The sequence below is a fragment of the Mesorhizobium sp. M7A.F.Ca.US.002.01.1.1 genome, assembly GCF_004022955.1.
Taxonomy (GTDB): Bacteria; Pseudomonadota; Alphaproteobacteria; order Rhizobiales; family Rhizobiaceae; genus Mesorhizobium; species Mesorhizobium ciceri.
Genome location: NZ_RZQE01000022.1, coordinates 1 through 23,933, shown reverse-complemented (window position 1 = coordinate 23,933; position 23,933 = coordinate 1). Strand labels below are relative to the sequence as shown.

General features: G+C 63.3%; 20 protein-coding genes, 1 pseudogene and 1 riboswitch. Of the genes and pseudogenes, 9 read left to right on the top strand and 12 right to left on the bottom strand.

All coding sequences use genetic code 11. From position 1 onward, the window contains the following. Positions 1–90: 90 nt before the first annotated feature. Positions 91–954: an RNA polymerase factor sigma-32 gene (locus tag EN932_RS04830; protein WP_027162506.1), complete on the top strand. Its 864-nt coding sequence runs from the start codon at positions 91–93 to the stop codon at positions 952–954. Positions 955–978: 24 nt separating this feature from the next. Here EN932_RS04830 and EN932_RS04825 read toward each other — a convergent pair whose 3' ends face one another. The 4 genes from EN932_RS04825 to thiB form a co-directional block, all read right to left on the bottom strand. Then, entirely contained in the window at positions 979–2,448 is a 1,470-nt protein-coding gene (locus EN932_RS04825) for a M48 family metalloprotease (RefSeq protein WP_024502938.1), read from the bottom strand. Between the two features lie 258 nt (positions 2,449–2,706). Then, positions 2,707–3,498 (bottom strand): thiamine ABC transporter ATP-binding protein, encoded by a 792-nt coding sequence (gene thiQ, locus EN932_RS04820; RefSeq protein WP_063169190.1) that lies wholly within the window; start codon positions 3,496–3,498, stop codon positions 2,707–2,709. Next, a complete protein-coding gene (gene thiP, locus EN932_RS04815; RefSeq protein WP_127369056.1) occupies positions 3,491–5,116 on the bottom strand; it encodes a thiamine/thiamine pyrophosphate ABC transporter permease in 1,626 nt (541 codons plus the stop codon). Before thiP ends, thiQ begins: the two co-directional genes overlap by 8 nt. An 8-nt stretch (positions 5,117–5,124) precedes the next feature. Further along, the gene (gene thiB / locus EN932_RS04810) at positions 5,125–6,123 is read right to left on the bottom strand and encodes a thiamine ABC transporter substrate binding subunit (RefSeq protein ID WP_063169191.1); all 999 of its coding nucleotides are present in this window, start codon (positions 6,121–6,123) and stop codon (positions 5,125–5,127) included. 43 nt (positions 6,124–6,166) lie between these two features. Then, a riboswitch (TPP riboswitch) is annotated at positions 6,167–6,281 on the bottom strand. Between the two features lie 87 nt (positions 6,282–6,368). On the opposite strand from thiB, the gene EN932_RS04805 reads away from it, so the two are divergent. The 4 genes from EN932_RS04805 to EN932_RS04790 all read left to right on the top strand — a co-directional run bounded on the left by EN932_RS04805 (position 6,369) and on the right by EN932_RS04790 (position 9,560). Beyond that, positions 6,369–7,028 carry a thiamine diphosphokinase gene (locus tag EN932_RS04805; protein ID WP_027162509.1) on the top strand — a complete coding sequence of 220 codons (660 nt, stop codon included), beginning with the start codon at positions 6,369–6,371 and terminating at the stop codon, positions 7,026–7,028. A 1-nt stretch (position 7,029) separates the two neighbouring features. Further along, positions 7,030–8,850, top strand: a complete 1,821-nt coding sequence (locus tag EN932_RS04800; RefSeq protein ID WP_128368753.1) for an ABC-F family ATP-binding cassette domain-containing protein — start codon at positions 7,030–7,032, stop codon at positions 8,848–8,850. 168 nt (positions 8,851–9,018) lie between these two features. After that, the gene (locus tag EN932_RS04795) at positions 9,019–9,261 is read left to right on the top strand and encodes a type II toxin-antitoxin system CcdA family antitoxin (protein ID WP_063170355.1); all 243 of its coding nucleotides are present in this window, start codon (positions 9,019–9,021) and stop codon (positions 9,259–9,261) included. After that, entirely contained in the window at positions 9,261–9,560 is a 300-nt protein-coding gene (locus tag EN932_RS04790) for a CcdB family protein (RefSeq protein WP_127384602.1), read from the top strand. The genes EN932_RS04795 and EN932_RS04790 overlap by 1 nt, the downstream gene beginning before the upstream one ends. A 17-nt stretch (positions 9,561–9,577) precedes the next feature. Here EN932_RS04790 and EN932_RS04785 read toward each other — a convergent pair whose 3' ends face one another. Together EN932_RS04785 and EN932_RS04780 are read right to left on the bottom strand one after the other, a co-directional pair. Then, complete coding sequence (locus EN932_RS04785) at positions 9,578–11,236, bottom strand: hypothetical protein (RefSeq protein WP_127384603.1); 1,659 nt, start codon at positions 11,234–11,236, stop codon at positions 9,578–9,580. 75 nt (positions 11,237–11,311) lie between these two features. Next, positions 11,312–12,610 carry an adenylosuccinate synthase gene (locus tag EN932_RS04780; RefSeq protein ID WP_024502931.1) on the bottom strand — a complete coding sequence of 433 codons (1,299 nt, stop codon included), beginning with the start codon at positions 12,608–12,610 and terminating at the stop codon, positions 11,312–11,314. 208 nt (positions 12,611–12,818) lie between these two features. Here EN932_RS04780 and EN932_RS04775 point away from each other — a divergent pair, with 208 nt between their 5' ends. Next, positions 12,819–13,724 carry a DMT family transporter gene (locus tag EN932_RS04775; RefSeq protein WP_127369780.1) on the top strand — a complete coding sequence of 302 codons (906 nt, stop codon included), beginning with the start codon at positions 12,819–12,821 and terminating at the stop codon, positions 13,722–13,724. Positions 13,725–13,876: 152 nt separating this feature from the next. Continuing rightward, positions 13,877–14,341, top strand: a complete 465-nt coding sequence (locus EN932_RS04770; RefSeq protein WP_127384611.1) for a DUF2231 domain-containing protein — start codon at positions 13,877–13,879, stop codon at positions 14,339–14,341. Between the two features lie 57 nt (positions 14,342–14,398). Here the strand turns inward: EN932_RS04770 and serA are convergent, their stop codons facing one another. From serA to glmM, 5 genes are all read right to left on the bottom strand, one after another. Then, positions 14,399–16,000 carry a phosphoglycerate dehydrogenase gene (gene serA / locus EN932_RS04765; RefSeq protein ID WP_024502929.1) on the bottom strand — a complete coding sequence of 534 codons (1,602 nt, stop codon included), beginning with the start codon at positions 15,998–16,000 and terminating at the stop codon, positions 14,399–14,401. A 67-nt stretch (positions 16,001–16,067) separates the two neighbouring features. After that, positions 16,068–17,243 (bottom strand): phosphoserine transaminase, encoded by a 1,176-nt coding sequence (locus EN932_RS04760; RefSeq protein ID WP_013529158.1) that lies wholly within the window; start codon positions 17,241–17,243, stop codon positions 16,068–16,070. Positions 17,244–17,443: 200 nt separating this feature from the next. Continuing rightward, on the bottom strand, positions 17,444–18,283 hold the full coding sequence (locus EN932_RS04755; protein WP_318011902.1) for an outer membrane beta-barrel protein: 840 nt from the start codon (positions 18,281–18,283) through the stop codon (positions 17,444–17,446). 225 nt (positions 18,284–18,508) lie between these two features. Continuing rightward, entirely contained in the window at positions 18,509–19,345 is an 837-nt protein-coding gene (locus EN932_RS04750) for an outer membrane protein (RefSeq protein WP_027162513.1), read from the bottom strand. A 248-nt stretch (positions 19,346–19,593) separates the two neighbouring features. Then, on the bottom strand, positions 19,594–20,946 hold the full coding sequence (gene glmM, locus EN932_RS04745; RefSeq protein WP_027162514.1) for a phosphoglucosamine mutase: 1,353 nt from the start codon (positions 20,944–20,946) through the stop codon (positions 19,594–19,596). Positions 20,947–21,314: 368 nt separating this feature from the next. On the opposite strand from glmM, the gene EN932_RS04740 reads away from it, so the two are divergent. Both EN932_RS04740 and EN932_RS04735 read left to right on the top strand, forming a co-directional pair. Further along, entirely contained in the window at positions 21,315–21,959 is a 645-nt protein-coding gene (locus tag EN932_RS04740; protein WP_128336578.1) for a hypothetical protein, read from the top strand. Between the two features lie 242 nt (positions 21,960–22,201). Continuing rightward, positions 22,202–22,654, top strand: a complete 453-nt coding sequence (locus EN932_RS04735) for a hypothetical protein (RefSeq protein ID WP_127369729.1) — start codon at positions 22,202–22,204, stop codon at positions 22,652–22,654. A gap of 248 nt (positions 22,655–22,902) precedes the next feature. Here the strand turns inward: EN932_RS04735 and EN932_RS04730 are convergent. After that, positions 22,903–23,933 (bottom strand): annotated as a pseudogene (locus EN932_RS04730) (cell division protein FtsH); the annotation flags it as partial.

The following is a 23,933-nucleotide window of genomic DNA, read 5'->3' as shown; positions in this document are numbered from 1 at the left end:
GTTCTGGCTGTTCTAGGGCACGGCGCCGCCATTTCAACCCGGGCGCCAGCCAAGTTTGCAAAGTCATCCGCACCACCCAGGGAGCGCCTCATGATGGAAGACACGGCAGGACGGATCATGGTCCGCGCGGCAATGAAGGCTCCCTACCTCGAACGTGACGAAGAGCATCGGCTTGCATTGCTCTGGAAAGAGGACAACGACCAGAACGCGCTGCACAGCATCACCGTCGCGCATATGCGGCTGGTCATTTCCATGGCCTCCAAATTCCGCCATTACGGCCTGCCGCTCGGCGACCTGGTCCAGGAGGGTCATGTCGGGCTGCTCGAGGCCGCCGCCCGCTTCGAGCCGGAGCGCGAGGTGCGGTTCTCGACCTATGCGACATGGTGGATCCGGGCCTCGATGCAGGACTACATCCTGCGCAACTGGTCGATCGTGCGTGGCGGCACCAGCTCGGCGCAGAAGGCGCTGTTCTTCAACCTGCGACGCCTGCGCGCGCGGCTGGCGAATGGCGCCGAGCCACTGTCAAACGCAACGCTCTATCGCGAAGTATCGGAAGCACTCGGCGTCTCCGAAGCCGACGTGGCGATGATGGATTCGCGGCTGTCGGCTCCCGACTCCTCACTCAACATGCCGGTTGCCGACGATGCGGGTTCGACCGAGCGCATGGATTTCCTGGTCTCGGACGATCCGCTGCCCGACGAGATCGTCGGCGACAAGATCGATGTCGCGCGCCGCTCGCTCTGGCTGAGGGAGGCGCTTCGCGCGCTCAACGCACGGGAGTTGAGGATCATCGAGGAACGCCGGCTTAACGACGAGGGCGCGACGCTGGAAGCGCTCGGCGAAACCCTCGGCATCTCCAAGGAACGCGTCCGCCAGATCGAGGCTCGCGCCATGGAAAAGCTGAAGGTCGCGTTGGTGAAGCAGAATCCGGAGTTCATGGCGACTGCCGCGTGAACGGCGGCAGGCGTCCAGGGGCTCTTACTTGTCCGTGACGATCTTGACCTTGTCGCCGGCCGAAACCGCGGCACCAGGCGACAGCGCGTTGAGGACGCGGAACAGGTCGAGCTTACGGTCGACGCCGACCATCTGCGCCGAAAGCGAACCCATCGTCTGCCCAGGCTGGACAGTGACGACGCGGATGCGCAGCGGCTTCAGCGCCGCCTTTTCGGCGGCACTCAAGATCCGGAACGAGCCGCTGACCGAGCGGGCGATTGTGTCCAGCGACGTGCTGGCCGAAGGGGCCGCGGTCAGCAGCCGATAGACCTGGCCGCCGGCGCGGATCACCGCAATGTCGAACTGCCAGCCTTCGGCGCCGGCATGCGCGGTCGCTGCCTCGTTGCCGTTGATGGTTTCCTGCCTGACGCTGCTGTCGACGAGACCAGCCACCCAGCCGCTGCGGATATAGTCCGTCAGCGCCCGGTTCTTGTCGATCGACACGCCATCGAAACGGATCGCTATGTCGCCGGGGCCGGTGGCCGTCACCGCTGCCGCCGAATTGTCGATGATGAAGCCGTCCGGTACCGTGAACGAAACGCCAAGGCCCGGATGCAGGAAGGTTTCGCCGCGCACATAGCCTTCTTCCGGCGTGTCGCCATAGAGCAGGCCGTCTATGCCGGCGAGGAAGGAATCGCGGTCGCGCGTGCCGACGCCCGGCGCGCCGAACTGGCGGGCATGGCGCTGCGCCAGATCGATGCGCTGCGGCGTATTGGGGTGCGTGGCCAGGAAGTCGAGGCTGGCGTCGGTGGCGCCGCTGATCGAGCGGAAATCCGTGTAGGCCGACATTGATTGCAGGAAGCGGCCGGCGGCGAAAGGATCGTAGCCGGCCTCGCCGATCGACTTGATGCCGATGGCGTCGGCTTCCAGCTCCTGGTTGCGCGAGAATTGCGCGAGCCTCAGCTTGCCGCGGATCAACGCCGCCTTGGCGGTCGGGCTGTCGCCGAGCACATCGGAAACCACCTTGGTCGCCAGGCCTTCCTCTGCCTCGAGTTGCTGGCGCTGCAAGCCGTGATTGGCGGTGACGTGGCCCATCTCATGCGCGATGACAGCTGCAAGCTCGGCCGAATCATTGGCCAGCGCCAGGAGGCCGCGCGTGATGTAGAGATAGCCGCCCGGCAGCGCGAAGGCATTGACATTGGGCGAATTCAAAATGGTGATGCGATAGGTCTGTGTCGGGTTGGCGGACACCACCGTCAAACTACCGACCACCTTGGCGACCATGCGCTCGAGCTTGGGATCGGAATATTCGCCGCCATAGGTCGCCAGGATGCGCGGATGCTGCGCCCTGGCCAATTCGGCGAGCTTGTTGTTGGCGCCGACATTGTCCACCGTGATCGGCTTGTCGGAAGGCTGGAAGCCGGATTCCTGAACCTCCGGCGGCGTGAACATCTGGCAGCTTGCCAACGCCACGGCAAAGCCGGCCAGCGCGAGGAAGCGCGCCAGCGGTTTCATTCCCAATGTGTTAGCGCCGATCGCCAGAACGGCTTCCTTTCGGGTCCCGGCACATGACATTGAAAATCGGGGACGATCTTCAGAATGCTCACGTGCCATATCTCAAACTGCTGCAGTATCCGCGGCCCATCCCAGGGGCGGGCGCCGGATACTGCAGGCAAATCACGGCCTGTGCCGGACCGGTAGGGCGGACCTAGCCACACTCCCCCGGTCATGGCAAGCAAACGCCACATCGCCTGGAGCCGGTTTGACCGTAAATTATGTCCGCTTCCGGGCAACATCGCGTGATGTGGAATATCCGGCACCCGCGCCGATATAGCGCCGGAACGCCTCCGGACCAGCCCCGGCAAAGAAATCATCAGCCTTGCCGGTCGCAGCGACCAACCCATTGTCGACAAACACCATATGCTCGCCGATGCGGCGTGCATCCTCCGGCTGGTGGGTGACGAACAGCACTGTCATGGCGCGTTCGGCATGAACGGCGGCAACCAGATCCAGCATCTCGTCGCGCAAAGCCGGTCCGAGCGAAGCGAAGGGCTCGTCGAGCAGCAACACCGGTCGGTCGCGCACCAGCACGCGGGCCAGGGCGACGCGCTGGCGTTCGCCCCCGGAGAGCTCGCGCGGCAGGCGTTTCTCCTTGCCCGCAAGACCGGTGCGCGCAAGCGCCTCGGCGACCGCAGCGCGGTCCGCCTCGGTCAGCCGCAGGGATGGCGAGCGGCCGAGCCCGACATTCTGCTCGACGGAAAGATGCGCGAAGAGATTGTTCTCCTGGAACACCATCGACACCGGCCGCGCCGAGGCCGGCTCGGCGCTGACATCGACACCGCCGACCAGCACGCGGCCCGACCGTGGGGTCTCGAAGCCGGCGACCAGATTGAGCAGTGTCGACTTGCCCGAACCGCTCGGCCCCATGATGGCGGTGATCGTCGCCGCGGCAAACTCGACATCGAAAACAAGCGGCGCCTCGCCATAGCTGCCATAGCTGAACGACACTTTGTCCAGCCGCACCGGCGCGCCCTTCGCGAGCCCGTTGGCCGCCTTTTCACGCATCACGGACCTCCTCCCTTCCCAGCCAGTGCGCCGCCACGATCAACGCGAGACAGACGAGGCCGAGCAGCAGTGCGAGGCCGGCGGCATCCTCGGTGCGGTAGCTGCCCATCCGAGCCAGAAGAAGGTAGGGCAATGTCTGCACGGAATCACTGCCGAACAAGGCAATGACACCGAGATCGCCGAGCGACAGCGCCATGGCGAAAGCGAAGGCCGTGGCGAGCGGTCGCCGCAGCGACGGCCAGTCGACCAGCATCAGCCGGTTCCAGCCCGCAATGCCGAGCTGTGCACAGAGCCGTTCGTGACGCTCGCTCGCTGCATCATAGGCGGGACGCACGGCGCGGAGCGCAAACGGCATCGCCATCACCGCGTTGACGGTGACGACCATGACCGGGGCGAGGGCGAAGACATCGCCGACAAGGCGCAACAACAGGAACCAGCCGGCGCCGACGACGATCGGCGGCACGACCAGGACAAAGCCGGCGCCGGTATCGGCGGCATGTTCGAGCAGTGTCTTGCGGCCAGTCCGGCTGTTCAGCGCCAGTGCCCGCCGCGCCATGGTCAGCGCCAGCGACAGCATCACCGAAAGCAGCGCCGACAGGAAGGCGAGCGCCGCGCTGGTCAGCGTTGCCTGCCGGACAGTGGCCTCGCCGGCCAAGCGGGCGAGATCGGCACTCAATCCGGCCATCACGGTTGCCGCCATCGGCCCGACGACGAACAGCAGCGCCAGGACGATGAGTAGCGCGTTCAACCAGGTCTCGCTCCGATTGACCGAAAGATGGCGGCGTTGCGCGACCGGCAAATTGGTGTCGCCGACCACATTGGCGCCTAGCCGCGTCAGTGCCAGCACCACGATAAAGGTCAAGGCGATCTGCAGCAGCGTCAGTGTAACGGCCCGCGTGGGATCGAAATCGAAGCGCAGCGCCTGGTAGATGCCGACCTCAAGCGTCGTCGCGGCCGGCCCGCCGCCGAGCGTCAGCACGATCGTGAAGGATGTGATGCAGAGCATGAACACAAGCCCGGCGACGCCGGGCAGTGCGGCGCGCAGCGTTGGCCATTCGATCAGCCGGAACGCCGGCCGCGCCGCCATGCCGAGTTGGCTCGCCAGCCGCCATTGGTCGGCCGGTATGGTCTGCAGCGCCTCGAGGAACAGCCGCGTCGCCAGCGGCAGGTTGAAGAAGACATGGGCGACGAGAATGCCGGACAGGCCATAGATGCCCGGCCAGCTTCCGCCGCCGATAACGGCAAGCACGCCGGCGAAATAGCCGGCACGGCCATAAAGCGCCAGGATGCCGAGCGCTGCAACGATGGCCGGCAGCGCCAATGGCACGGCGAAGATCTGCAGGATGAAGGCGCGGCCGAAGAAACGTGGATGCCGCGACAGAGCGCGCGCCACAAACAGCCCCGGGATGACCGAAAGCAGCGTCGACAGGACCGCTTGCCAGAGCGTGAAGCGAATGACGCGAAGCAGATAGGGATCGAAGGCTGCCCAGGCGCCCGAGAAATCATGGGCGCCCTCGAAAAGCAGGCCAGCAAACGCGCCGCCGATCAGCAGCGCGATTGCAGCGAGCGCGACAATGCCGGCACTGACGCGGGAATCCGTGGAATGCGCCGGCGCCATCGCGCTGCCTATTTGCTCATCGCCGCCAGCCATTCATCGACCCAGGCCTTGCGGTTGGCGGCGACCTCTTGCGGGCTGAACAGCAAGGTCTTCGTCGGCTTGACCAGTTTGTCGAAGGCCGGATTGAGCGGCTTGTCGGTCTTGCCTGCCGGGAACATCCAGTTGGTCTCGGGGATGGCATCCTGGAATTTCGGCCCGGTCATGAAGGCCATGAACTTGGCCGCCAGCGGATTCTTGGCTCCTGTCGTGGTGATACCCGCCACCTCGATCTGCAGATACTCGCCCTCCTCGAAGGAGGCCGCTTGGTAGCGCTCCGTGTTCTCGGCGACCATGTGGTAGGCTGGCGACGTCGTGTAGGACAGCACCATCGGCGCCTCGCCCTTGGTGAACAGCCCATAGGCCTCGCTCCAGCCCGGCGTCACGGTCAGCACCTTGGCCTTGAGCTTGGCCCAGGCCTCGGGTGCCTTGTCGCCATAGACCGACTTGACCCAAAGAAGCAGGCCGAGGCCTGGCGTCGAGGTGCGCGGGTCCTGGATGACGATCTTGTCGTTGGCACTGCCTTCGATCAGCTCCTTCAGGCTCTTCGGCGGCGTCTTCATCTTCTGCGTGTCGTAGACGACAGCGAAATAGCCGTAGTCGAAGGGGACAAACGTGTCGTCGCTCCAGCCGCCCGGCACACTGACATCCGTCACCGCGCCATGCGGCGCGAACAAGCCTGACGCCTTGGCATCGGCGGTGAGATTGGTATCCAGGCCAAGCACGATATCGGCCTTGGTCGATGTGCCTTCCAATCTGACGCGGTTGAGCAGCGCGACGCCATCGGCGACCGAGACGAAGTCGACGTCGCAGCCGCATTCGGCCTCGAACTCCTTCTTCACCACGGGACCCGGACCCCAGTCGGCGGTGAAACTCTCATAGGTGTAGACGGTGAGCTTGTCCTTGGCCAAGGCGGGCCCGGACAAGGCCACGACCGTTGCTGAAACAAGAGCATATAAAAGCGTGCGCATCGGCGCCTCCTTCGTTCGAATTGAAAGGAATTGAGGCGTCGGACTGTCCGAAACGTCTAATCCCTCCGCCGGTACAAACCGGATCAGGTTCAGCGGGTTGGCGAGACTGCCTCTCAGCCGGTCCGCGAAGATCGCGTCCGGCACCCCGTTAGAGCGTTTCGACACATAGGCCGGGCCGATCCGCCATGCAAGCGGGAGTTTGCCGCCTTCCGTTTCCCGTGCCGGGCTGGTAAGGGCCACACGATATGAGCACATTCACCATCCTGCTTGGCGGCGATCTCATCCGTACGCCACGGCTCGACCGTCAGGTCAAAGGCTCCCGCGTCATCGCCGCCGACGCCGGCATCGGTCATGCGCGGTTGCTGGGTCTCGTGCCGGAGCTGTGGGTGGGTGATTTCGATTCGGTGCCGGCCAACCTGCCGGACGATCTCGCTTCCGTGCCGCGTCGGACCTTCCCGGCGGAAAAGGACCAGACCGATGGCGAACTTGCCGTCGCCGCGGCACTGGAGCGCGGCGCGACCCGCCTGGTGCTGGCCGGCGCCTTTGGCGGCAAGCGCGCCGACCACGCTTTTCTGCATCTGTCGCTCGCCCTGCGGCTGGCGGAGGCGGGAACGGACGTGCTTTTGACCAGCGGCGCTCAGGAAGGCATCCCCCTGCTGCGCGGAACGGCCGGCTTCGACTATGCCGACGGCACGCTGTTTTCGGTGCTCGGCTTTTCCGAGCTCGACGGCCTGACCGTCACCGGCGCCAAATGGCCGCTCGCTCACGTCAAGGTGGCGTTCGGTTCGTCGCTGACCATTTCCAACGAGGTCAAGTCCGACAAGACCGGGGGCCGCCTCGAAATCGCGCTCGGCCATGGCCGCGCGATGCTGCTCGCTCATCCCTATCCCTTACCTGAAAGCTGACATGGCCCCGCCCCTTCTCAACCTCGACGGGATAAAACTGACCTTCGGCGGCACGCCGCTGCTCGATGGCGCCGCCTTGACGGCTTCGGCCGGCGACAAGATCGCGCTGGTCGGCCGCAACGGGTCCGGCAAGTCGACCCTGCTGAAGATCGCCGCCGGCCTGATCGAGCCGCAGGACGGCGAAGTGTTCCGCCAGCCTTCGGCGACCGTCCGCTATCTGCCGCAGATGCCCGACATGGAAGGTTTTGCCACTGTCCGCGCCTATGTCGAGGCCGGGCTTGGCCCCGCCGACGATCCCTACCGCGCCAGCTATCTGATGGAGCATCTCGGCCTGTCGGGTGAGGAACGTCCGAACGACCTGTCGGGCGGGGAGGCGAGGCGCGCCGCCCTTGCCCGCGTCATGGCGCCGGAGCCCGATATCCTGCTGCTCGATGAGCCGACCAACCATCTCGACCTCTCGGTCATCGAATGGCTGGAAGAAGAACTCGCCCGCACCTCCTCGGCGCTGATCGTCATCTCGCACGACCGCCGCTTCCTCGAACGCGTGTCGCGCGCCACGGTCTGGCTCGATCGCGGCCAGACCCGCAGGCTGGACAAGGGCTTCGGCCATTTCGAGGAATGGCGCGACCTGGTTCTGGAGGAAGAAGAACGCGAGCAGCACAAGCTCGGTCGCCAGATCGTTCGCGAAGAGCATTGGCTGCGCTACGGCGTGACGGCGCGGCGCAAGCGCAACATGCGCCGGCTCGGCGAGTTGCAGACCATGCGTCAGCGTTTTCGCGGTCATCGCGGGGCCGAAGGGTCGGCGATCATGGTGGCGAGCGACGCCACCGAGTCCGGCAAGCTGGTGATCGAGGCGAAAAACATCGAAAAGAGCTTTGGCGATCTCACCGTGGTCAAGGCGTTTTCGACCCGCATCCAGCGCGGCGATCGCGTTGGCCTGGTCGGGCCGAACGGCGCCGGCAAGACCACGCTCTTGAAGATGCTGACCGGCGAGATGAAGCCGGACGCAGGTTCGGTGCGGCTCGGCACCAATCTGGAGATCGCAACGCTCGACCAGAAGCGCGAGGCGGTCGACCCGCAGGAGACGCTGGCACAATATCTCACCGATGGGCGCGGCGAAAACCTCGTCATCAATGGCGAGCAGCGCCACGTGGTCTCCTACATGAAGGATTTCCTGTTCAAGCCGGAGCAGGCGCGCACGCCGGTGCGCGAGTTGTCCGGCGGCGAGCGGGCGCGGCTCCTGCTGGCGCGCGTGCTGGCGCGGCCCGCAAACCTTCTGGTGCTCGATGAGCCGACCAACGATCTCGACATGGAGACGCTTGAACTGCTGCAGGAACTGGTCGCCGGTTTCGCCGGCACCGTCATCCTGGTCAGCCACGACCGCGATTTCCTCGACCGCACCGTGACCAGCCTGATCGCGCCGGATGGTGAAGGCCGCTGGATCGAATATGCCGGCGGCTACTCCGACATGTTGGCGCAGCGCGGCGGCACGAAGCTGGACGACCGCAAGGCGCGGGCGAGAGCCGAAAATGGCGAGGCGCCCGCGTCAGGCAAGAGCGAAGCCGCCGCGCCAAAAGTGCCGGCGAAGAAACTGTCGTTCAAGCAGAAATTCGCACTGGAATCCCTGCCGAAGAAAATCGAAGCTGTGATGGCCTCTATCTCGCGGCTGGAGAACAACATCGCCGATCCGGCCTATTACGAGCGCGATCCGGCCTCGTTCCAGAAAACCATCGCCGCCCTCGACAAGGAGCGCGCCACGCTGGCCGCGCTCGAGGAAGAATGGCTGGAACTGGAGATGTTGCGCGAGGAGATGGAGGGGTGAGGAGTGTTTCGGCCGTAGGCCGATCAATCGACGACGATTTGTCGATTGAAGCGACGAACGCCCGGAGCCATAGCGAAAGGGGCCGAGCGCCCCTACCTGCAGCTAGAACCGCCTGATTGCCTCCATACAGAAATGCGCATATATTATGCGCATGTTGCGGAGGCTATTATGCGCAAAATTGCCTTGAGTGCGACCCGTCAGCCAGCAAATCTGTCGATCGATTCGAACCTCATGAGGGAAGCCAAGGGACTTGACGTGAATGTCTCGCGCGCTGCGGAGGCCGGCATCGCGGAGGCGGTGGCTGCCGAAAAAACGCGACTGTGGAAGCTTGAGAACCGCGCCACGATGGACGCGTGGAACGACTATATCGAGAAACATGGCATCCCGCTGGAAGAGTACCGGCAGTTCTGATGCCCCGCTATGATGTCTTCGCCGGTCGCATCGAAGGCAGCTATGTGCTCGACGTTCAGTCAGAGCTGCTCGACAATTTCAAGACGCGGGTGGTCGTGCCGCTTCTGCCGGTCGCAATGGTGCCACCGCCGATGCGAAAGCTTCATCCGATTTTTGAGATCAACGGTCGAAAGCTCGTTATGGCAACACACCTGGTTGCCACCGTTTCTGCCAGCGAATTAGGCGAAAGTCAGCTGAACCTGATCAAGCACCACGACGACATCGTCGCTGCGCTCGACATGCTGTTCCAGGGCTTCTGAACGGCGGCTACAGCGTCTCAGCCTGCCGTCTTGGCCTGCCAGGCCTTGATTGCCTCGTCGAACACCTTCTCTCCGGGAATGCCCTTTTCCATGGTCAGCAACGCCCGCCGTCCGGTCTTGTAGACCACCGGCACGTCGATCCAGTCCTGGCCGCGCAACAAGGTCATGTTGGCGTCTTCGTCGGCCTTGGTGTCGTTGAGCGCGACGAGGAAGAAGCCGTCGGCAATCTTGGCCGGAATGCCGATCAGCGGGCTGCCGGCATCCTGCTCCGAAGCCTTCATGGCAACGCGCAGGATGTTGTCGACACCGCCGCCCTCGAAGCCGTCGGGCGTCAGGAAGATCATCTCGATGATATGGCTGGCCGGCAGCGTCTGGTCGGTGTTGCGGCGGATGGTCATGCGCAACTGGATGTCCTTGCCGGGAATGGTCGCCTCGGCGCGGATCGCCGGCTCCGGCGGCAGGTCGCCACCGGGCGATTCCTGCACCAGCGACCAGACGATGTTGCCGGGCTCGGCGGAGCCCTGGGCGGTGCTGGTGCGCTCCTCATAGAAGATCGCCTTCTGGCCGACAGGCAGGGCGGCTTCCGCAGGCGCAGCCGCCGGCGCGGGCGGCGCGGCACCTGCCGGTGCTGGCGGCGTGCCGGCAGCATCGGCCGGCGCTGCAGGCGCTGCTCCGTTGGCAGGCGGCGTTGCGGGGGCGGCATCTGTCGCCGGAGGCGTAGTCGCGGCAGGCGTACCGGCGGCCGGTGCGGAAATCGCCGGTGCGTTCGTGGCCGAGGGCGGGGTGGTCAGCGCCGCGACCGATTCGCCTTCGCCGATGCCGCTTTGGCCACCGGCCGGACCCGGGTCGACTTCACCACCCTGCGGTGTCAGCCGCTGGGTGAATTTCGTGCTTTCGGCTTCCGTGCCGCCAGCCGCGGGCGCCGGCGGCGCTGCCGCGGCATCGGTTGCCGGCTTGGCCGGCGCCGGCTTCACGGGTTCGGTTTTCGCTACCTGATTGCCGCCAAGCCCCAGCATCTTGCCGAAGGCGTCCTTGTTCAGCCAGACGCCATAGCCGCCGCCGGCAACGACCAGCAGTGCGACGACGGCCGCGATCAGCCCGCCATAGCTGCGCTTGCGCTCGGCGGGACGCAGGCGCTGGAAGGTGTCCTGTACCGGCTCTTCATTGTCTTCGTTGCTGGAAAAGACATCGGCCTCGTCGTCCGCCTCCTCGGCGTTCATGCCTGGAAGAGGCGTGTCGGCGCGAGCCGGCTGGGCAGGCGCCGGCGTCGATCTTTGCCAGCTTGGCTCGACCTTGGCGGCAGGCGGCGGCGCGGGTTGATAGGGCTCGGGCTTGGCGACGGGCGGTGCCGGCCAGGCCGATTCCGCCTTCGCCGGCTGCCTCGTATGGCTTGGCTGGTTCTTGTTGCGATCGATCGACGAAAAAATGTGTTCCAGCTCCGCGAGCGGGTCGGTCTCCGGCACGCTCTTGGCATAATCGCGCTCGACGCTTGTAATGGCGTCTTCCAGCGAACGCATCTGCGTGGCTATGGCTTCGGGAGCCCACGGCGGCGAACGTTCACCAAGCTTCTTCGCCAGCATGGTGCGAACGCTGGCATAGATGCGCGTACGCTTTTCCGGCGTCTCGTCGCCATGCTTGTCGAGCGCGTTTTTCAGAATAGCAACGAAATCTGCCATGCTTCAGTCGACCTGTATTTTGCTTCCGCGCCGGCCCCCGCAAATCAGCCGCGATGCCCGGAAAGGCTTCAGAAACTAGTCTTGAAACGGATCGGTCACAAGTATCGTGTCGTCGCGTTCCGGGCTGGTGGAAAGGAGCGCGACCGGTGCGCCGATGAGCTCCTCGATGTAGCGGACATACTTGACCGCCTGGGCCGGCAGATCATTCCAGCTGCGCGCGCCGGCAGTGGTGCCTTTCCAGCCCTCGAGCGTCTCGTAGACCGGTTCGACACGTGCCTGCGCGCCCTGGCTGGCCGGCAGATAATCGATCATCTCGCCGTCGAGACGGTAACCGGTGCAGACCTTGATCTCGTCCAGCCCGTCAAGCACGTCGAGCTTGGTCAGCGCGATGCCCTTGATGCCGTTGACCGCGACGGCCTGGCGCACCAACACCGCGTCGAACCAGCCGCAGCGGCGCTTGCGACCGGTGACGACGCCGAATTCATGGCCGCGCGTGCCGAGGAATTCGCCGACCTCGTTCTTCTGCTCGGTCGGGAACGGACCCTCGCCGACGCGTGTCGTATAGGCTTTGGTGATGCCGAGCACATAGCCGATGGCGCCCGGGCCAACGCCGGAGCCGGCGGCAGCCTGTCCGGCAACCGTGTTCGACGAGGTCACGAACGGATAGGTGCCGTGGTCGATATCGAGCAGTGTGCCCTGCGCGCCCTCGAACAGGATGCGCTCGCCAGCCCGGCGCTTGTCGTCGAGGATCTTCCAGACCCGGTCCATATAGGGCAGGATGTCGTCGGCGACCGAGGTTAGTTCCTGCATGATCGCGTCATGCGTGACTTCCGCATGACCAAGCCCGCGTCGCAGCGCATTGTGGTGCGTCAGCAGCCTGTCGACTTTCAAGGGCAGTGTTTCCAAATCCGCCAAATCCATCACCCTGACCGCGCGCCGGCCCACCTTGTCCTCATAGGCGGGGCCGATGCCGCGACGGGTCGTGCCAATCTTCGTCCCGGAATTGGATGCGGCGTCCTCACGAAACCCGTCCAGCTCTCGATGCAGGGACAGGATAAGCGCTGTGTTTTCGGCTATTTTCAGGCGATCCGGCGCTACTTCGACACCTTGCGCCTTGAGTTTTGCCACCTCGGCGACGAAAGCGTGCGGGTCGAACACGACGCCATTGCCGATGATGGACAGCTTGCCCTGGCGCACGACGCCCGACGGAAGCAACGACAGCTTGTAGACCTTGCCGTCGACGACCAGCGTATGGCCGGCATTGTGGCCGCCCTGGAAACGCACCACGACATCGGCGCGCTCCGACAGCCAGTCGACGATCTTGCCCTTGCCTTCGTCACCCCACTGCGAGCCGACGACCACCACATTGGCCATGTTTCTTTTCCCTTGAGACGCCGCCAAGCGGCTTGAATATGGTTCGAAACGACAGGCCTCTATAACGTCAAGACCTCGCGAGCGCGACCTTTCTTTGCCGTCGAAAATGCCCTGAGGCACAACAATTTTCGGCTTTGACATCATTTACTTGGGCGAGCGAGGGCAATAGGCCGGCAAACACCGCAGCTCCGGCGACTGGAATCCCGCGATGCATCGAAGCGCCTACATATTCCTGCTGCTCACCACCTTGCTTTGGGGTGGAAATTCGGTGGCCGGCAAGCTGGCGGTCGATCACGTCTCGCCGATGACGCTGGTCTTCCTGCGCTGGGTGCTGGCCGTGGCGATCATGCTGCCCATCGGCTGGAAGACCATCCAGAAGGACTGGCCGGTAGTCCGCAAGCACTGGTTCGTGCTGGTCGCCCTCGGCGCCAGCGGCTTCACCCTGTTCAACACCATCTTCTACACGGCGCTCAACTACACGACAGCGATCAATGTCTCGATCGAACAGGCGGCGATGCCGATCCTGATCATGACTGCCAATTTCGTCTTCTTCCGCCTGCGCGTGAACTGGGCGCAGATTGTCGGCGTCGTGCTGACCATCGCCGGCGTGATCCTCACCGCCTGCCATGGCGACCCGCGCCGGCTGTTGACGCTGGAACTCAATTTCGGTGACGCCATCATGCTGGTCGCTGTCTTTCTCTACAGCGGCTATTCGGTCGGGTTGCGGCTGAAGCCGGTGATGCACTGGCAGAGCCTGATGCTGGCCCTGTCGGTTTCGGCACTCGTCACCTCGTTGCCGTTCTTCCTGTGGGAGGTCCTCGCCGGCAAGGTCATCATGCCCGACGCGCGCGGCTGGACCGTCATCGTCTATACGGCGATCGGCGCCTCGGTCGTTTCGCAGATCTTCTACATCAGGGGCAACGAGCTGATCGGCGCCAACCGCGCCGGCCTGTTCATCAATCTGGTGCCGATCTTCGGCACGCTGCTGTCGGTGCTGATCGTCGGCGAGACGTTCCAGCTCTATCAGGCGCTGGCCTTGGTGCTCGTGCTGGGCGGCATCGGGCTTGCCGAATACAGCGGGCGCAAGATGGCGGTGGCGGACCACCGCGGATGACATTTGGCGGCTGACGCCCTCCGCCGTCGCGGTAATCACGCGAACGGCCTGGACTTCGCCAATGGCGCGGAAACAGCGGCATGAATCCTGCCGCGTCCCCTACTTGGAACATTTCACCTCCAGCGGAGTTTGAACGCCAGGGAGGCGACATGATGAGCCACAACCCTCGCAGCACGGCAAGCATTGCTGGTCACCCTATCCACCCGATGCTGATTCCGTTTCCGATTGCCTTTTTTGTCGGCACCTTCGTTTGCGACCTTATCTTCTGGCGAACAGCCGATCCTGGATGGGTCACCGGGTCGCTTTGGCTTCTCGGCGCAGGCCTGATCATGGCTGCCCTGGCTGCGCTTGCTGGCTTGACGGATGTTCTCGGCGATGTGCAGGTCCGCAATCTCACGACGGCATGGCTCCATGCCGGCGGCAATGTAATCGTCGTGTTGATCGAGCTTTACAACTGGTACTCGCGGTATGCCGGCGGAGCGGCGGCCGTGATGCCAACCGGCATCGTCCTATCGCTGATCGTGGTTCTCATCTTGCTGTTTACGGGCTGGAAGGGCTGGGAACTGGTCTACCGACATCGCGTGGGTGTCTCCGATGGCTCGGACGAGTTGACATGAACCGGCCGCCGCGGCGGCCGGCGTCAACGAGGTGGGTCGGCGACCGCCTGTCCTCAATCACATCGCGTTGACGTCGAACTGCAGCCGCTTGGCCGAGTCGATCGACTTGTGCGCCTTGACCTTTTCCAGCACGGCTTCCGGGAACGGCGCGTCGAGATAGAGCAGCGCTATGGCATCGCCGCCCGGCCGGTTGCGGCCGAGCTGGAAGTTGGCGATGTTGACGCCATTCTCGCCGCAGACGGTGCCGAGCAGGCCGATGATGCCCGGCGCGTCCGCATTGGTGGTGTAGAGCATGTGCTGGCCGACCTCGGCATCGAGGTTGATGCCCTTGATCTGGATGAAGCGTGGCTTGCCATCCGAGAAGCATGTGCCGGCGATCGAGCGCGTCATGTGCTCGGTCTTCACCGTCAGCTTGATATAGCCGTCGAACACGCCCGACTTGTCGCGCTTGACCTCGGCCACGATGATGCCGCGCTCCTTCACCATGATCGGCGCCGACACCATGTTGACGTCCGAGACCTGAGGCCGGATCAGCCCGGCGAGTGCTGCACTGATCAGCGCGCGCGTGTTCATCGTCGCGGTCGAGCCGTCGAACAGGATCTCCACCTCCTTGATCGGATCCTCGGTGACCTGGCCGACAAAGGCGCCGAGCACCTCGGCGAGCTTGACGAACGGCTTCAGCCGCGGCGCCTCCTCGGCGGTGATCGACGGCATGTTGATGGCGTTGGAGACGGCGCCCTTGATCAGATAGTCGGCCATCTGCTCGGCAACCTGCAGCGCGACATTCTCCTGGGCCTCCGTCGTCGAGGCGCCGAGATGCGGCGTCGCCACCACATTCTCCATGCCGAACAGTTCGTTGTTCTCGGCCGGTTCGACCTCGAAGACGTCGACGCCGGCGCCGGCCACCTTGCCGCTCTTCAGCGCTGCGACCAGATCGGCCTCGACGATCAGACCGCCGCGTGCGCAATTGATGATGCGCACGCCCTTCTTCATCTTGGCGATCGCCGCGGCATCGATGATGTTGCGCGTCTTGTCGGTCAGCGGCGTGTGCAGGGTGATGAAATCGGCGCGGGCGAATAGCTCGTCGAGCTCGACCTTGTCGACGCCAAGCTCCTCGGCACGGCTGTCCGACAGGAACGGATCGAAGGCGATGACGTGCATCTTGAGGCCAACGCCGCGCGTCGCGACGATCGAACCGATGTTGCCGCAGCCGATGACGCCCAGTGTCTTGCCGGTTATCTCGACGCCCATGAAGCGGTTCTTTTCCCATTTGCCGGCATGGGTCGAGGCGTTGGCTTCAGGGATCTGGCGCGCCAGCGCAAAGATCATCGCCACCGCATGTTCGGCTGTGGTGATCGAGTTGCCGAAGGGCGTGTTCATCACGATGATGCCCTTGCGGCTTGCCGCCGGGATATCGACATTGTCGACGCCGATGCCGGCGCGGCCGATGACTTTGAGATTGGTAGCGGCGTTGATCAGCTTTTCGGTGACCTTGGTCGCCGAGCGGATGGCGAGGCCATCATACTGGCCGATCACTTCGGCGAGCTTATCCTTGTCCTTGCCGAGATCGGGCAGATAGTCGACCTCGACGCCACGATCCTTGAAGATTTGCACGGCGGTGGGGGAGAGTTTGTCTGAGACGAGAACGCGGGGCGCCATGGCGGCCTCCTTGAAATGGATTTGATCCTGATGGGAGTGGGCGGCCCGAAGGCCGCCGCGAACGATCTCAGGCCGCCGCTTTGAGCGACGCCTTCTGTGCGGCGAATGCCCAGTCGAGCCAGGGCAGCAGCGCTTCGAGATCCGACGTCTCGACCGTCGCGCCGCACCAGATGCGCAGGCCGGGCGGTGCGTCGCGATAGGCACCGATATCATAGGCGACGCCTTCCTTGTCGAGCACCGACACCAGCCCCTTGGCGAAGGCCGCCTGCCCGTCGGCGTCGAGCGCGGACACGTCCGGATCGGTGAAGGACAGGCAGACGGACGTGTTCGACCGTGTCGCCGGCTGGACGGCGAGATGACCGAGCCAGGAGGACTTGCCTACAAAGCGATCGAGGACGGCCGCATTGGCATCCGCCCTGGCGATCAGCGCGTCGAGGCCGCCGGTCGACTTCGCCCAGTTGAGCGCATCGAGGTAATCCTCGACGCACAGCATCGAGGGCGTGTTGATGGTCTCGCCCTTGAAGATACCTTCGATCAGCTTGCCGCCTGAGGTCAGGCGGAAAATTTTCGGCAGCGGCCATGAGGGCTTGTAGGTTTCCAGCCGCTCGACGGCGCGAGGCGACAGGATCAGCATGCCGTGAGCGCCCTCGCCGCCCAGCACCTTCTGCCAGGAGAAAGTGACGACATCGAGTTTTTCGAAGTCGAGCCTCTGCGCGAATGCGGCGGAAGTCGCATCGCAGACGGTCAGGCCCTTGCGGTCCGCGGGAATGAAATCGCCGTTCGGCACGCGAACGCCCGACGTGGTGCCGTTCCAGGTGAACACCACATCGCGGTCGAAATCGATCTTGGTGAGATCAGGCAGCTCGCCGTAGCCGGCTTCGATCTTGCGCACGTCGGCGAGCTTCAATTGCTTGACCACGTCGGTGACCCAGCCGGAGCCAAAGCTCTCCCAGGCGACCATGTCGACGCCGCGCTCGCCGAGCAGCGACCACAGCGCCATCTCGACCGCACCGGTGTCCGACGCCGGCACGATGCCGATGCGGTAACCCGCCGGGACCTGGAGAATCTCGCGCGTCAGCTCGATCGCCTGTTCGAGCTTGGTCTTGCCGATCTTGGCGCGGTGGGAACGGCCGAGCGCAGCATTTCTTAGCGCCTCGACCGACCAGCCGGGGCGCTTTGCGCAGGGACCTGAGGAGAAATTGGGGTTTGCCGGACGGAGTCCGGGCTTCGTATGCGTCGTCATCGTGGTCTATCCTTCCAGATAGTGGCCCCTCGTTGGGGAGGGGTGGCCCACGGACGGCGATATTCGTTCGGGCTTCAGGCGTCAAGAGGAAAGTTTTTGTCGTTGCCGGGATACCGGCGATCCCCGATCAGGATGTCGTGACTTCAAACGCAAACGACGGACCCCATGATCCGCCGTGCTGGTCCTCGTACTCGCCGCGCCTACCAGAGATCGTAGCGCAGCCCGACCTTGACCTGATGATAATCGAGGCCCTTTTTGAACTCAGGGTTGCCGACAGCGTCTGCTGTCACGTATTTCGCGGAAGGCAGAGCCGTGTATTGATAGCCGACATCGACTGCAACATTCTTGCTGACCTGATAAGCAAAGCCGGCGCCGAGCGTATAGGCGAAGCTGAACTGCTTCTCCGACTGCGTCGTCCCATCATAGCCGTTTGGATCGTCGCATTCAAAGATGGTCGTGGTTGTACCTGATGTTGTCGATGAATTCTGACAGTTGCGAGCGCCTTGAGCGTACTTGTAGGTGCTGTACGCTATGCCGACACCGCCTCCGACATAGGGCGTGAAGCCGACATAAGTGCCCAGGTCGACAAAGGCGCTGGCCATCACATCGTAGGCCTTGTTGTTGCCGTCGTTGGAGCCTTCGCATCCACGGGTGCTTGGGCCGGCGAACGCGCTTGTGCTGCCACCGCTGGTGACAGTCACCGTCTGCGTTCCATCGCAAGTACTGTCGAATTTGCTGGCGAATTTGCTTGTCGGCAGCAGACCGAAATTCAATTCACCACGGAAGTAATCGTTGAAATGGTAGCCCATACCTATCGAACCAGACAGCGGGCTGGTATCCGTAACCAGACCGGCCGGAGTTTCCGAAAATTCATAGGGCTTGTTGAAGGCATAGCCGAGATCACCGCGCAGATACCAGCCGGAGCCGACCTCGACCGGGACGTAGTCGGGCGCCTGGTCGACATAGATCGGCGGATCGTAGTCGGCCGCGTGCACCGGCGTCAGCGGCAGGAGGGCTAGTGCACCGAGCGCCAGCGCCATACGCGATGTAAGTTTCATGGTCCCCGACTCCCGAATTTGGCGCAGCCCGCAATCGCAGCGGCAGCCATCGTTTCAAGGAGCATTGTTAACCATAGTGGTTAAGTGGCGGTTAAGGCTAACAGAGCGTTAGCGAATTCATTTCCCCTGTCGATTCCAGGCGGCCAACGAAAAACCGCCCGGCTGAGGCCGGGCGGTTTGTGAAGAATTCAAGTAATGTAGATGCTGTTACTTGGTGTAGATCGGCTCGGGTTCGGGCTGGTAGGCAACGACCGGCGCGGCGCAACCGTTGTTGCCACCGAACTGGTAACGCAGGCCACCGCGCACTTCGTGTGTGTTGATGCCACGATCGAAGCCGGGACCGGAGCTGGTGATGTTCCAGTCGAACATGCGGCCGCCCTGGATATGGGAGAAGCGGTAGCCGGCATCGAGAATGATCTTGTCGGTCAGGCAGTACGAAGCGCCGGCCATCAGACCGTAGGCGAAACGCCAGCTTGATCTGCCGGGATTGAACTCGGTGGTGTTCGGATCGTAGACATCATCCCACTTGACGCGGGCGCCGCCGATGCCGGCGCCAACGTAAGGCGTGATGCCGTGATAGGTGCCGAGATCGACATAGGCATTGGCCAGCAGCAGCAGGGCGCTCATCTTCGACACTTCGGTCGATGTTCCGTTGATATCCGAGGTGCCGCCGTTGAAGTTCGACTTGAACCAGTAGTCGGCGGTCAGGTCGGTCCGGAAGTGGTCGTTGATCTTGTAACCAACGCCGGCACCGAGCGAGAACCCGCCCTTGAGCTTGCCGAAATCGAAACTTCTGGTGCCGGGCGTGACCGTACAATTACATTGATCGATGGTGTAGGTCATATAGTCGATGCCGCGCACGGTCGACTTGTGATAGTCGATGTCGCCGCGGATATACCAGCCGCCGACTTCTACCGGCTGCTCGTAGACGGCCTGAGGCGGAGCCTCTTCGACGATCGGTTCCGGCAGGTCGGCCGCGAACAACGGCCCCGCCAGGCCTGCGAACAGTAAGGCGAGCAGGGCCTTTCTTGCTGTCTTGAACATGCTTGTCACCCCTGAGAAGCTCGGAACGGCAAACCCGCCCGAAATGCGATTGGCTTTCAGTCGTGGATAATGAATTGCAAAGGTTAAAAGGCGTTTAACCCTGTTGCTTAACCACGAATCTCGAAACTTCTGGGAACCGCTGCGAGATTTCCGAACAGCGAACAGACTGGGAGCCGACAAGAAAAAGCCCGCCGAAAGGCGGGCTTGGACAGGTTCAGGCGACGACGTCCTGCCGGGCGCTGTGGGGCTCAGGCGGCGCTGCGCGTTTCCGAGATGATGTCCACGATGCCATTCACCACGGACTCGACCAGTTGCGGGTCGTCGCCCTCGGCCATCACGCGGATCAGCGGCTCTGTCCCGGATGGCCGGATAACCAGCCGTCCGGTCTTGCCGAGCCGGTTACGCGCGTCTTCGATGGCGGCCTTGACCGGCGCCTCCTCGAGCGGCTTGCCGCCGGAAATGTGAACGTTCTTCAGGAGTTGCGGCACGGGTTCGAATTTCTTCGACAGTTCGCTGACCGGCCGGCCCTGCCGCTTGATGCAGGCCAGCACCTGCAGCGCCGAAACCAGGCCGTCGCCGGTGGTCGAAAAGTCGGACAGCACGATATGGCCCGACTGTTCGCCGCCGACATTCAAGCCGTGCGCGCGCATATGCTCGACGACATAACGGTCGCCGACCTTGGTGCGGTGCAATTGCAGCTTCATGTCGCCGAGGAAGCGTTCGAGGCCCAGATTGGACATGACGGTTGAGACGACACCGCCGCCGGCAAGCCGCCCGCTCTGGTGCCAGGATTCGGCGATCAGCGCCATGATCTGGTCACCATCGACGATCGCGCCGTTTTCATCGACGATGACGACGCGATCGGCGTCGCCGTCGAGCGCGATGCCGATATCGGCGCGCACTTCGTGCACCTTCTTTTGCAGGCCGGCCGGGTGGGTCGAGCCGCATTCCTTGTTGATGTTGAAGCCGTTGGGCTCGACATTGATGGCGACGACCTCGGCGCCCAGTTCCCACAGCGCCTCGGGCGCCACCTTGTAGGCCGCGCCATTGGCGCAATCGACGACGATCCTCAAGCCCGCGAGCGACATCGAGCGCGGCAAGGTGCGCTTGGCGAATTCGATGTAGCGGTCATGCACGCCGTCGACGCGCTTGGCGCGGCCAAGCCCGTCGGAGTCGGCGAGCGCCAGTTCGATATCCCTGTCGAGCATGCTCTCGATGCGCTCCTCGATCTCGTCGGAGAGCTTGTAGCCGTCGGGTCCGAACAGCTTGATCCCGTTGTCGTAATAAGGGTTGTGCGAGGCCGAGATCATGACGCCGATATCGGCGCGCAGCGAACGCACCAGCATGGCGACAGCCGGCGTCGGGATCGGGCCGAGCAGGAACACGTCCATGCCGGCGGCACAAAGACCGGCGACCATGGCATTCTCGATCATATAACCGGAAAGTCTGGTGTCCTTGCCGAGCACGACACGATGTCGATGGGTGCCGCGCTGGAAGGAAAGGCCGGCGGCCATGCCGACCCGCATCGCGATTTCAGCGGTCATCGGAAACTTGTTGGCGCGTCCGCGAATGCCGTCCGTGCCGAAATAATTCCCTGCCATGCCAGTCAGCTTCCTCGACGTTTCTTCCCCGGCACGTCATGCCACAATTGGCCAGGGCGCTATGATCACATTGTGTGATTATACGTTACCAATCCTTAGAAAACCATTGTTGTGCACTGCACACAACGTGGCCGCAACCTGACATGCCCAGACTGCCATGCTGCAATATACAAGTCATTCGAGCCTTTCAGCGCGGATGCACCAGGAAAATCTTGCTCTGAACCAGGCAACGGACAACGATTTCATCACCTTATCGGGAGAAGCCGATTTTCGGCGATATATACGCCACTTAGCATCTGGCGCAACCGACCGTTGAGCGTTATTGATTTGCAGGGACGTATCATGGGCTGCTGCAACGGAGAAACGCTATGCTCATCCACCGACTTGCCACTTTGACCGGCCTCGCCGTCGCTACCTTGTTCCTGGCCGCGCCAGCCAACGCACTGACGATGGCCGAGTGCAGCACGAAGTATAACGCCGCCAAGGATGCGGGGACACTGGCCGGAGCGACCTGGAACCAGTTCCGCAAGGCTCAGTGCGGCACCGACGCCACAGCGACGACCGACGCCAAGCCGGCCGATGCCAAGAAAGCGACCAACACCACGAAGGCTGCCGCGGCGGACGACAGCACGGCCAAGGGCCTGACGGCGAAGGAATGCAGCACCAAGTATCAGGCGGCGAAGGCTGCCGGCACGCTGAACGGCATGAAGTGGAACGACTTCCGCAAGACCGAGTGCGGCGCAGCCGCCTCGGATGACGACACCGTGCCGGCCGCCGACGAGGCGAGCTACACCAAGGAGCCGGCGAAGCCGACGACGGCTGCGCCCAAGGGCGTCACCTTCCCGTCCGCGATCTCGCCGAAATATACCAGCGAGACCCCCGGAAAGGGCCGTATGCACACCTGCCTCGACCAGTACTATGCCCTCAAGGACGCCAATTCGCTTGGCGGCCTGAAGTGGATCCAGAAGGGCGGCGGCTTCTACAGCCTGTGCAACGCCAAGCTGAAGAGCTGATCGCTTAGCCATAGTCTCCAAACAAAGGCCCGCGCATCGCAAGATGCGCGGGCCTTTTTTGTTGCGCGAAGACGCACACTGCCTTGCTCGCATCTGCATGTCGCCGGGCTGCCGGCATCATCAATTCGCCTACACTGCCCAACGCCAAGCTCATCGGCAGTCCGTAAAGATTCTGGTTGAACATATAGAGAACAAACCATATACAAAAAGACGTCAAACTTATTATCAACCAGGAGGGTCTTATGCACGGTTTGAAATTGGCGGTATTGGCTGCGACCGCATTTGTCGCTTGGAGCGTCGCCCCCGCAAGCGCACTGACGATGAAGGAATGCGGCGAGACCTATCGAACAGCCAAGGAAGGCGGCACTCTGAACGGCATGGACTGGACGGCTTTTCGCAAGGAGAAGTGCGCGACATCAGCAGCGGACAGTGTCAGCGAGGATACGGTCAAAACCGAGCCGCAGACGAAAAAGGAAACCAGCGCGGCGGTCGCCCCCACTGCAGCGCCCGCGGGCGTGACATTTCCGACCACGCTGGCCGCCGAGTTCAAGACCGAAAAGCCCGCGAAGGCTCGCATGAAGACCTGTCTCCAGGGCTACCATGGCAACAAGGACGCGGGCACGTTGAACGGCCTTCGCTGGATCCAGAAGGGCGGCGGTTATTACAGCCTGTGCAATGCCAAGCTGAAGAGCTGAGCGACAAGACATCTGAAGAAGAGAAGACCTGCGAACCGCAGGGTTCGCGGGCCTTTTTTTTGCCTTCGAGGGCACGCCAGCGGCGACGTTGCCAATCTCCCCCGCAAGGGGGGGAGATGGGCTATCACCTAGGCTTTCGCCAATCGTCACCGTCGCAGATGCGAGGTCGCGGACAACTCCTCCCCAATGCCAAAAACAAAAAACGCCGCGGAGCAAGCCGCGGCGTTCGATGAAATCGGTGGCCGAACTCAGCTCGACGGCTGTGGTTCCATACCGCCTTCGGGCTCAGGACCCTTCTTGCGGCGGCCGCCGGACTTCGGCACGGCCGAGCCCCGACTTGGCGGCGTATCGTCGCCGAGGTCGCGTGCGGGCTTGTGGCCGGCGATCAACTGCTTGATCTCCTCGCCGGACAGCGTCTCGTATTCCAGCAGGCCCTGCGCCAGCGCGATCCATTCCTTCTTCTTCTTGGTCAGGATGGACTTCGCCGACGAATAGGCCTCATCGATCAGGCGGCGCACTTCGGCGTCGATGATCTGCGCCGTTTCTTCCGAGACGTTCTGCGTGCGTGCCACCGAATGGCCAAGGAACACTTCTTCCTGGTTGTCGCCATAGGCGACATGGCCGAGCTTGTCGGAAAAGCCCCAGCGCGTGACCATGGCACGCGCCAGCTTGGTCGCCTGCTCGATATCCGAAGAAGCTCCGGAGGTGATGTTCTCCTTGCCGAACTTGAACTCCTCGGCGACACGGCCGCCCATCATGATGGCGAGCCGCGAGATCATGTATTTGTAGCTCATCGAATAGCGGTCGCCTTCGGGCAACTGCATGACCATGCCGAGCGCACGGCCGCGCGGGATGATGGTGGCCTTGTGCAGCGGATCGGCCGACGGCACGTTGAGCGCGAGGATGGCGTGGCCGGCCTCATGGTAGGCGGTCAGTTCCTTCTCGGCCTGCGTCATGGCCGACGAGCGGCGCTCGGCGCCCATCATGATCTTGTCCTTGGCGTCCTCGAATTCAGCCATGGTGACGAGGCGCTTGTTGCGTCGTGCCGCCATCAGCGCGGATTCGTTGACGAGGTTCATCAGGTCGGCGCCGGAGAAGCCAGGCGTGCCGCGCGCGATCACCTTGAGGTCGACATTGGGCGCCAGCGGCACGTTGCGCACATGCACCTTGAGGATCTTCTCGCGGCCGACGATGTCAGGGTTCGGCACCACGACCTGGCGGTCGAAGCGGCCTGGCCTGAGCAGTGCCGGATCGAGCACGTCGGGCCGGTTGGTGGCAG

Excerpts from the sequence above, each read along its gene's own strand:
- EN932_RS04830 (WP_027162506.1), top strand. The coding sequence starts at position 91 with ATGATGGAAGACACGGCAGGACGGATCATGGTCCGCGCGGCAATGAAG.
- serA (WP_024502929.1), bottom strand. The coding sequence starts at position 16,000 with ATGGCGCCCCGCGTTCTCGTCTCAGACAAACTCTCCCCCACCGCCGTG.
- EN932_RS04800 (WP_128368753.1), top strand. The coding sequence starts at position 7,030 with ATGGCCCCGCCCCTTCTCAACCTCGACGGGATAAAACTGACCTTCGGC.
- thiP (WP_127369056.1), bottom strand. The coding sequence starts at position 5,116 with ATGGCGCCGGCGCATTCCACGGATTCCCGCGTCAGTGCCGGCATTGTC.
- EN932_RS04750 (WP_027162513.1), bottom strand. The coding sequence starts at position 19,345 with ATGTTCAAGACAGCAAGAAAGGCCCTGCTCGCCTTACTGTTCGCAGGC.
- EN932_RS04785 (WP_127384603.1), bottom strand. The coding sequence starts at position 11,236 with ATGGCAGATTTCGTTGCTATTCTGAAAAACGCGCTCGACAAGCATGGC.
- EN932_RS04770 (WP_127384611.1), top strand. The coding sequence starts at position 13,877 with ATGAGCCACAACCCTCGCAGCACGGCAAGCATTGCTGGTCACCCTATC.
- EN932_RS04795 (WP_063170355.1), top strand. The coding sequence starts at position 9,019 with ATGCGCAAAATTGCCTTGAGTGCGACCCGTCAGCCAGCAAATCTGTCG.
- EN932_RS04775 (WP_127369780.1), top strand. The coding sequence starts at position 12,819 with ATGCATCGAAGCGCCTACATATTCCTGCTGCTCACCACCTTGCTTTGG.
- EN932_RS04740 (WP_128336578.1), top strand. The coding sequence starts at position 21,315 with ATGCTCATCCACCGACTTGCCACTTTGACCGGCCTCGCCGTCGCTACC.
- EN932_RS04805 (WP_027162509.1), top strand. The coding sequence starts at position 6,369 with ATGAGCACATTCACCATCCTGCTTGGCGGCGATCTCATCCGTACGCCA.
- thiQ (WP_063169190.1), bottom strand. The coding sequence starts at position 3,498 with ATGCGTGAAAAGGCGGCCAACGGGCTCGCGAAGGGCGCGCCGGTGCGG.
- glmM (WP_027162514.1), bottom strand. The coding sequence starts at position 20,946 with ATGGCAGGGAATTATTTCGGCACGGACGGCATTCGCGGACGCGCCAAC.
- EN932_RS04735 (WP_127369729.1), top strand. The coding sequence starts at position 22,202 with ATGCACGGTTTGAAATTGGCGGTATTGGCTGCGACCGCATTTGTCGCT.
- thiB (WP_063169191.1), bottom strand. The coding sequence starts at position 6,123 with ATGCGCACGCTTTTATATGCTCTTGTTTCAGCAACGGTCGTGGCCTTG.
- EN932_RS04755 (WP_318011902.1), bottom strand. The coding sequence starts at position 18,283 with ATGGCGCTGGCGCTCGGTGCACTAGCCCTCCTGCCGCTGACGCCGGTG.
- EN932_RS04825 (WP_024502938.1), bottom strand. The coding sequence starts at position 2,448 with ATGAAACCGCTGGCGCGCTTCCTCGCGCTGGCCGGCTTTGCCGTGGCG.
- EN932_RS04760 (WP_013529158.1), bottom strand. The coding sequence starts at position 17,243 with ATGACGACGCATACGAAGCCCGGACTCCGTCCGGCAAACCCCAATTTC.
- EN932_RS04780 (WP_024502931.1), bottom strand. The coding sequence starts at position 12,610 with ATGGCCAATGTGGTGGTCGTCGGCTCGCAGTGGGGTGACGAAGGCAAG.
- EN932_RS04790 (WP_127384602.1), top strand. The coding sequence starts at position 9,261 with ATGCCCCGCTATGATGTCTTCGCCGGTCGCATCGAAGGCAGCTATGTG.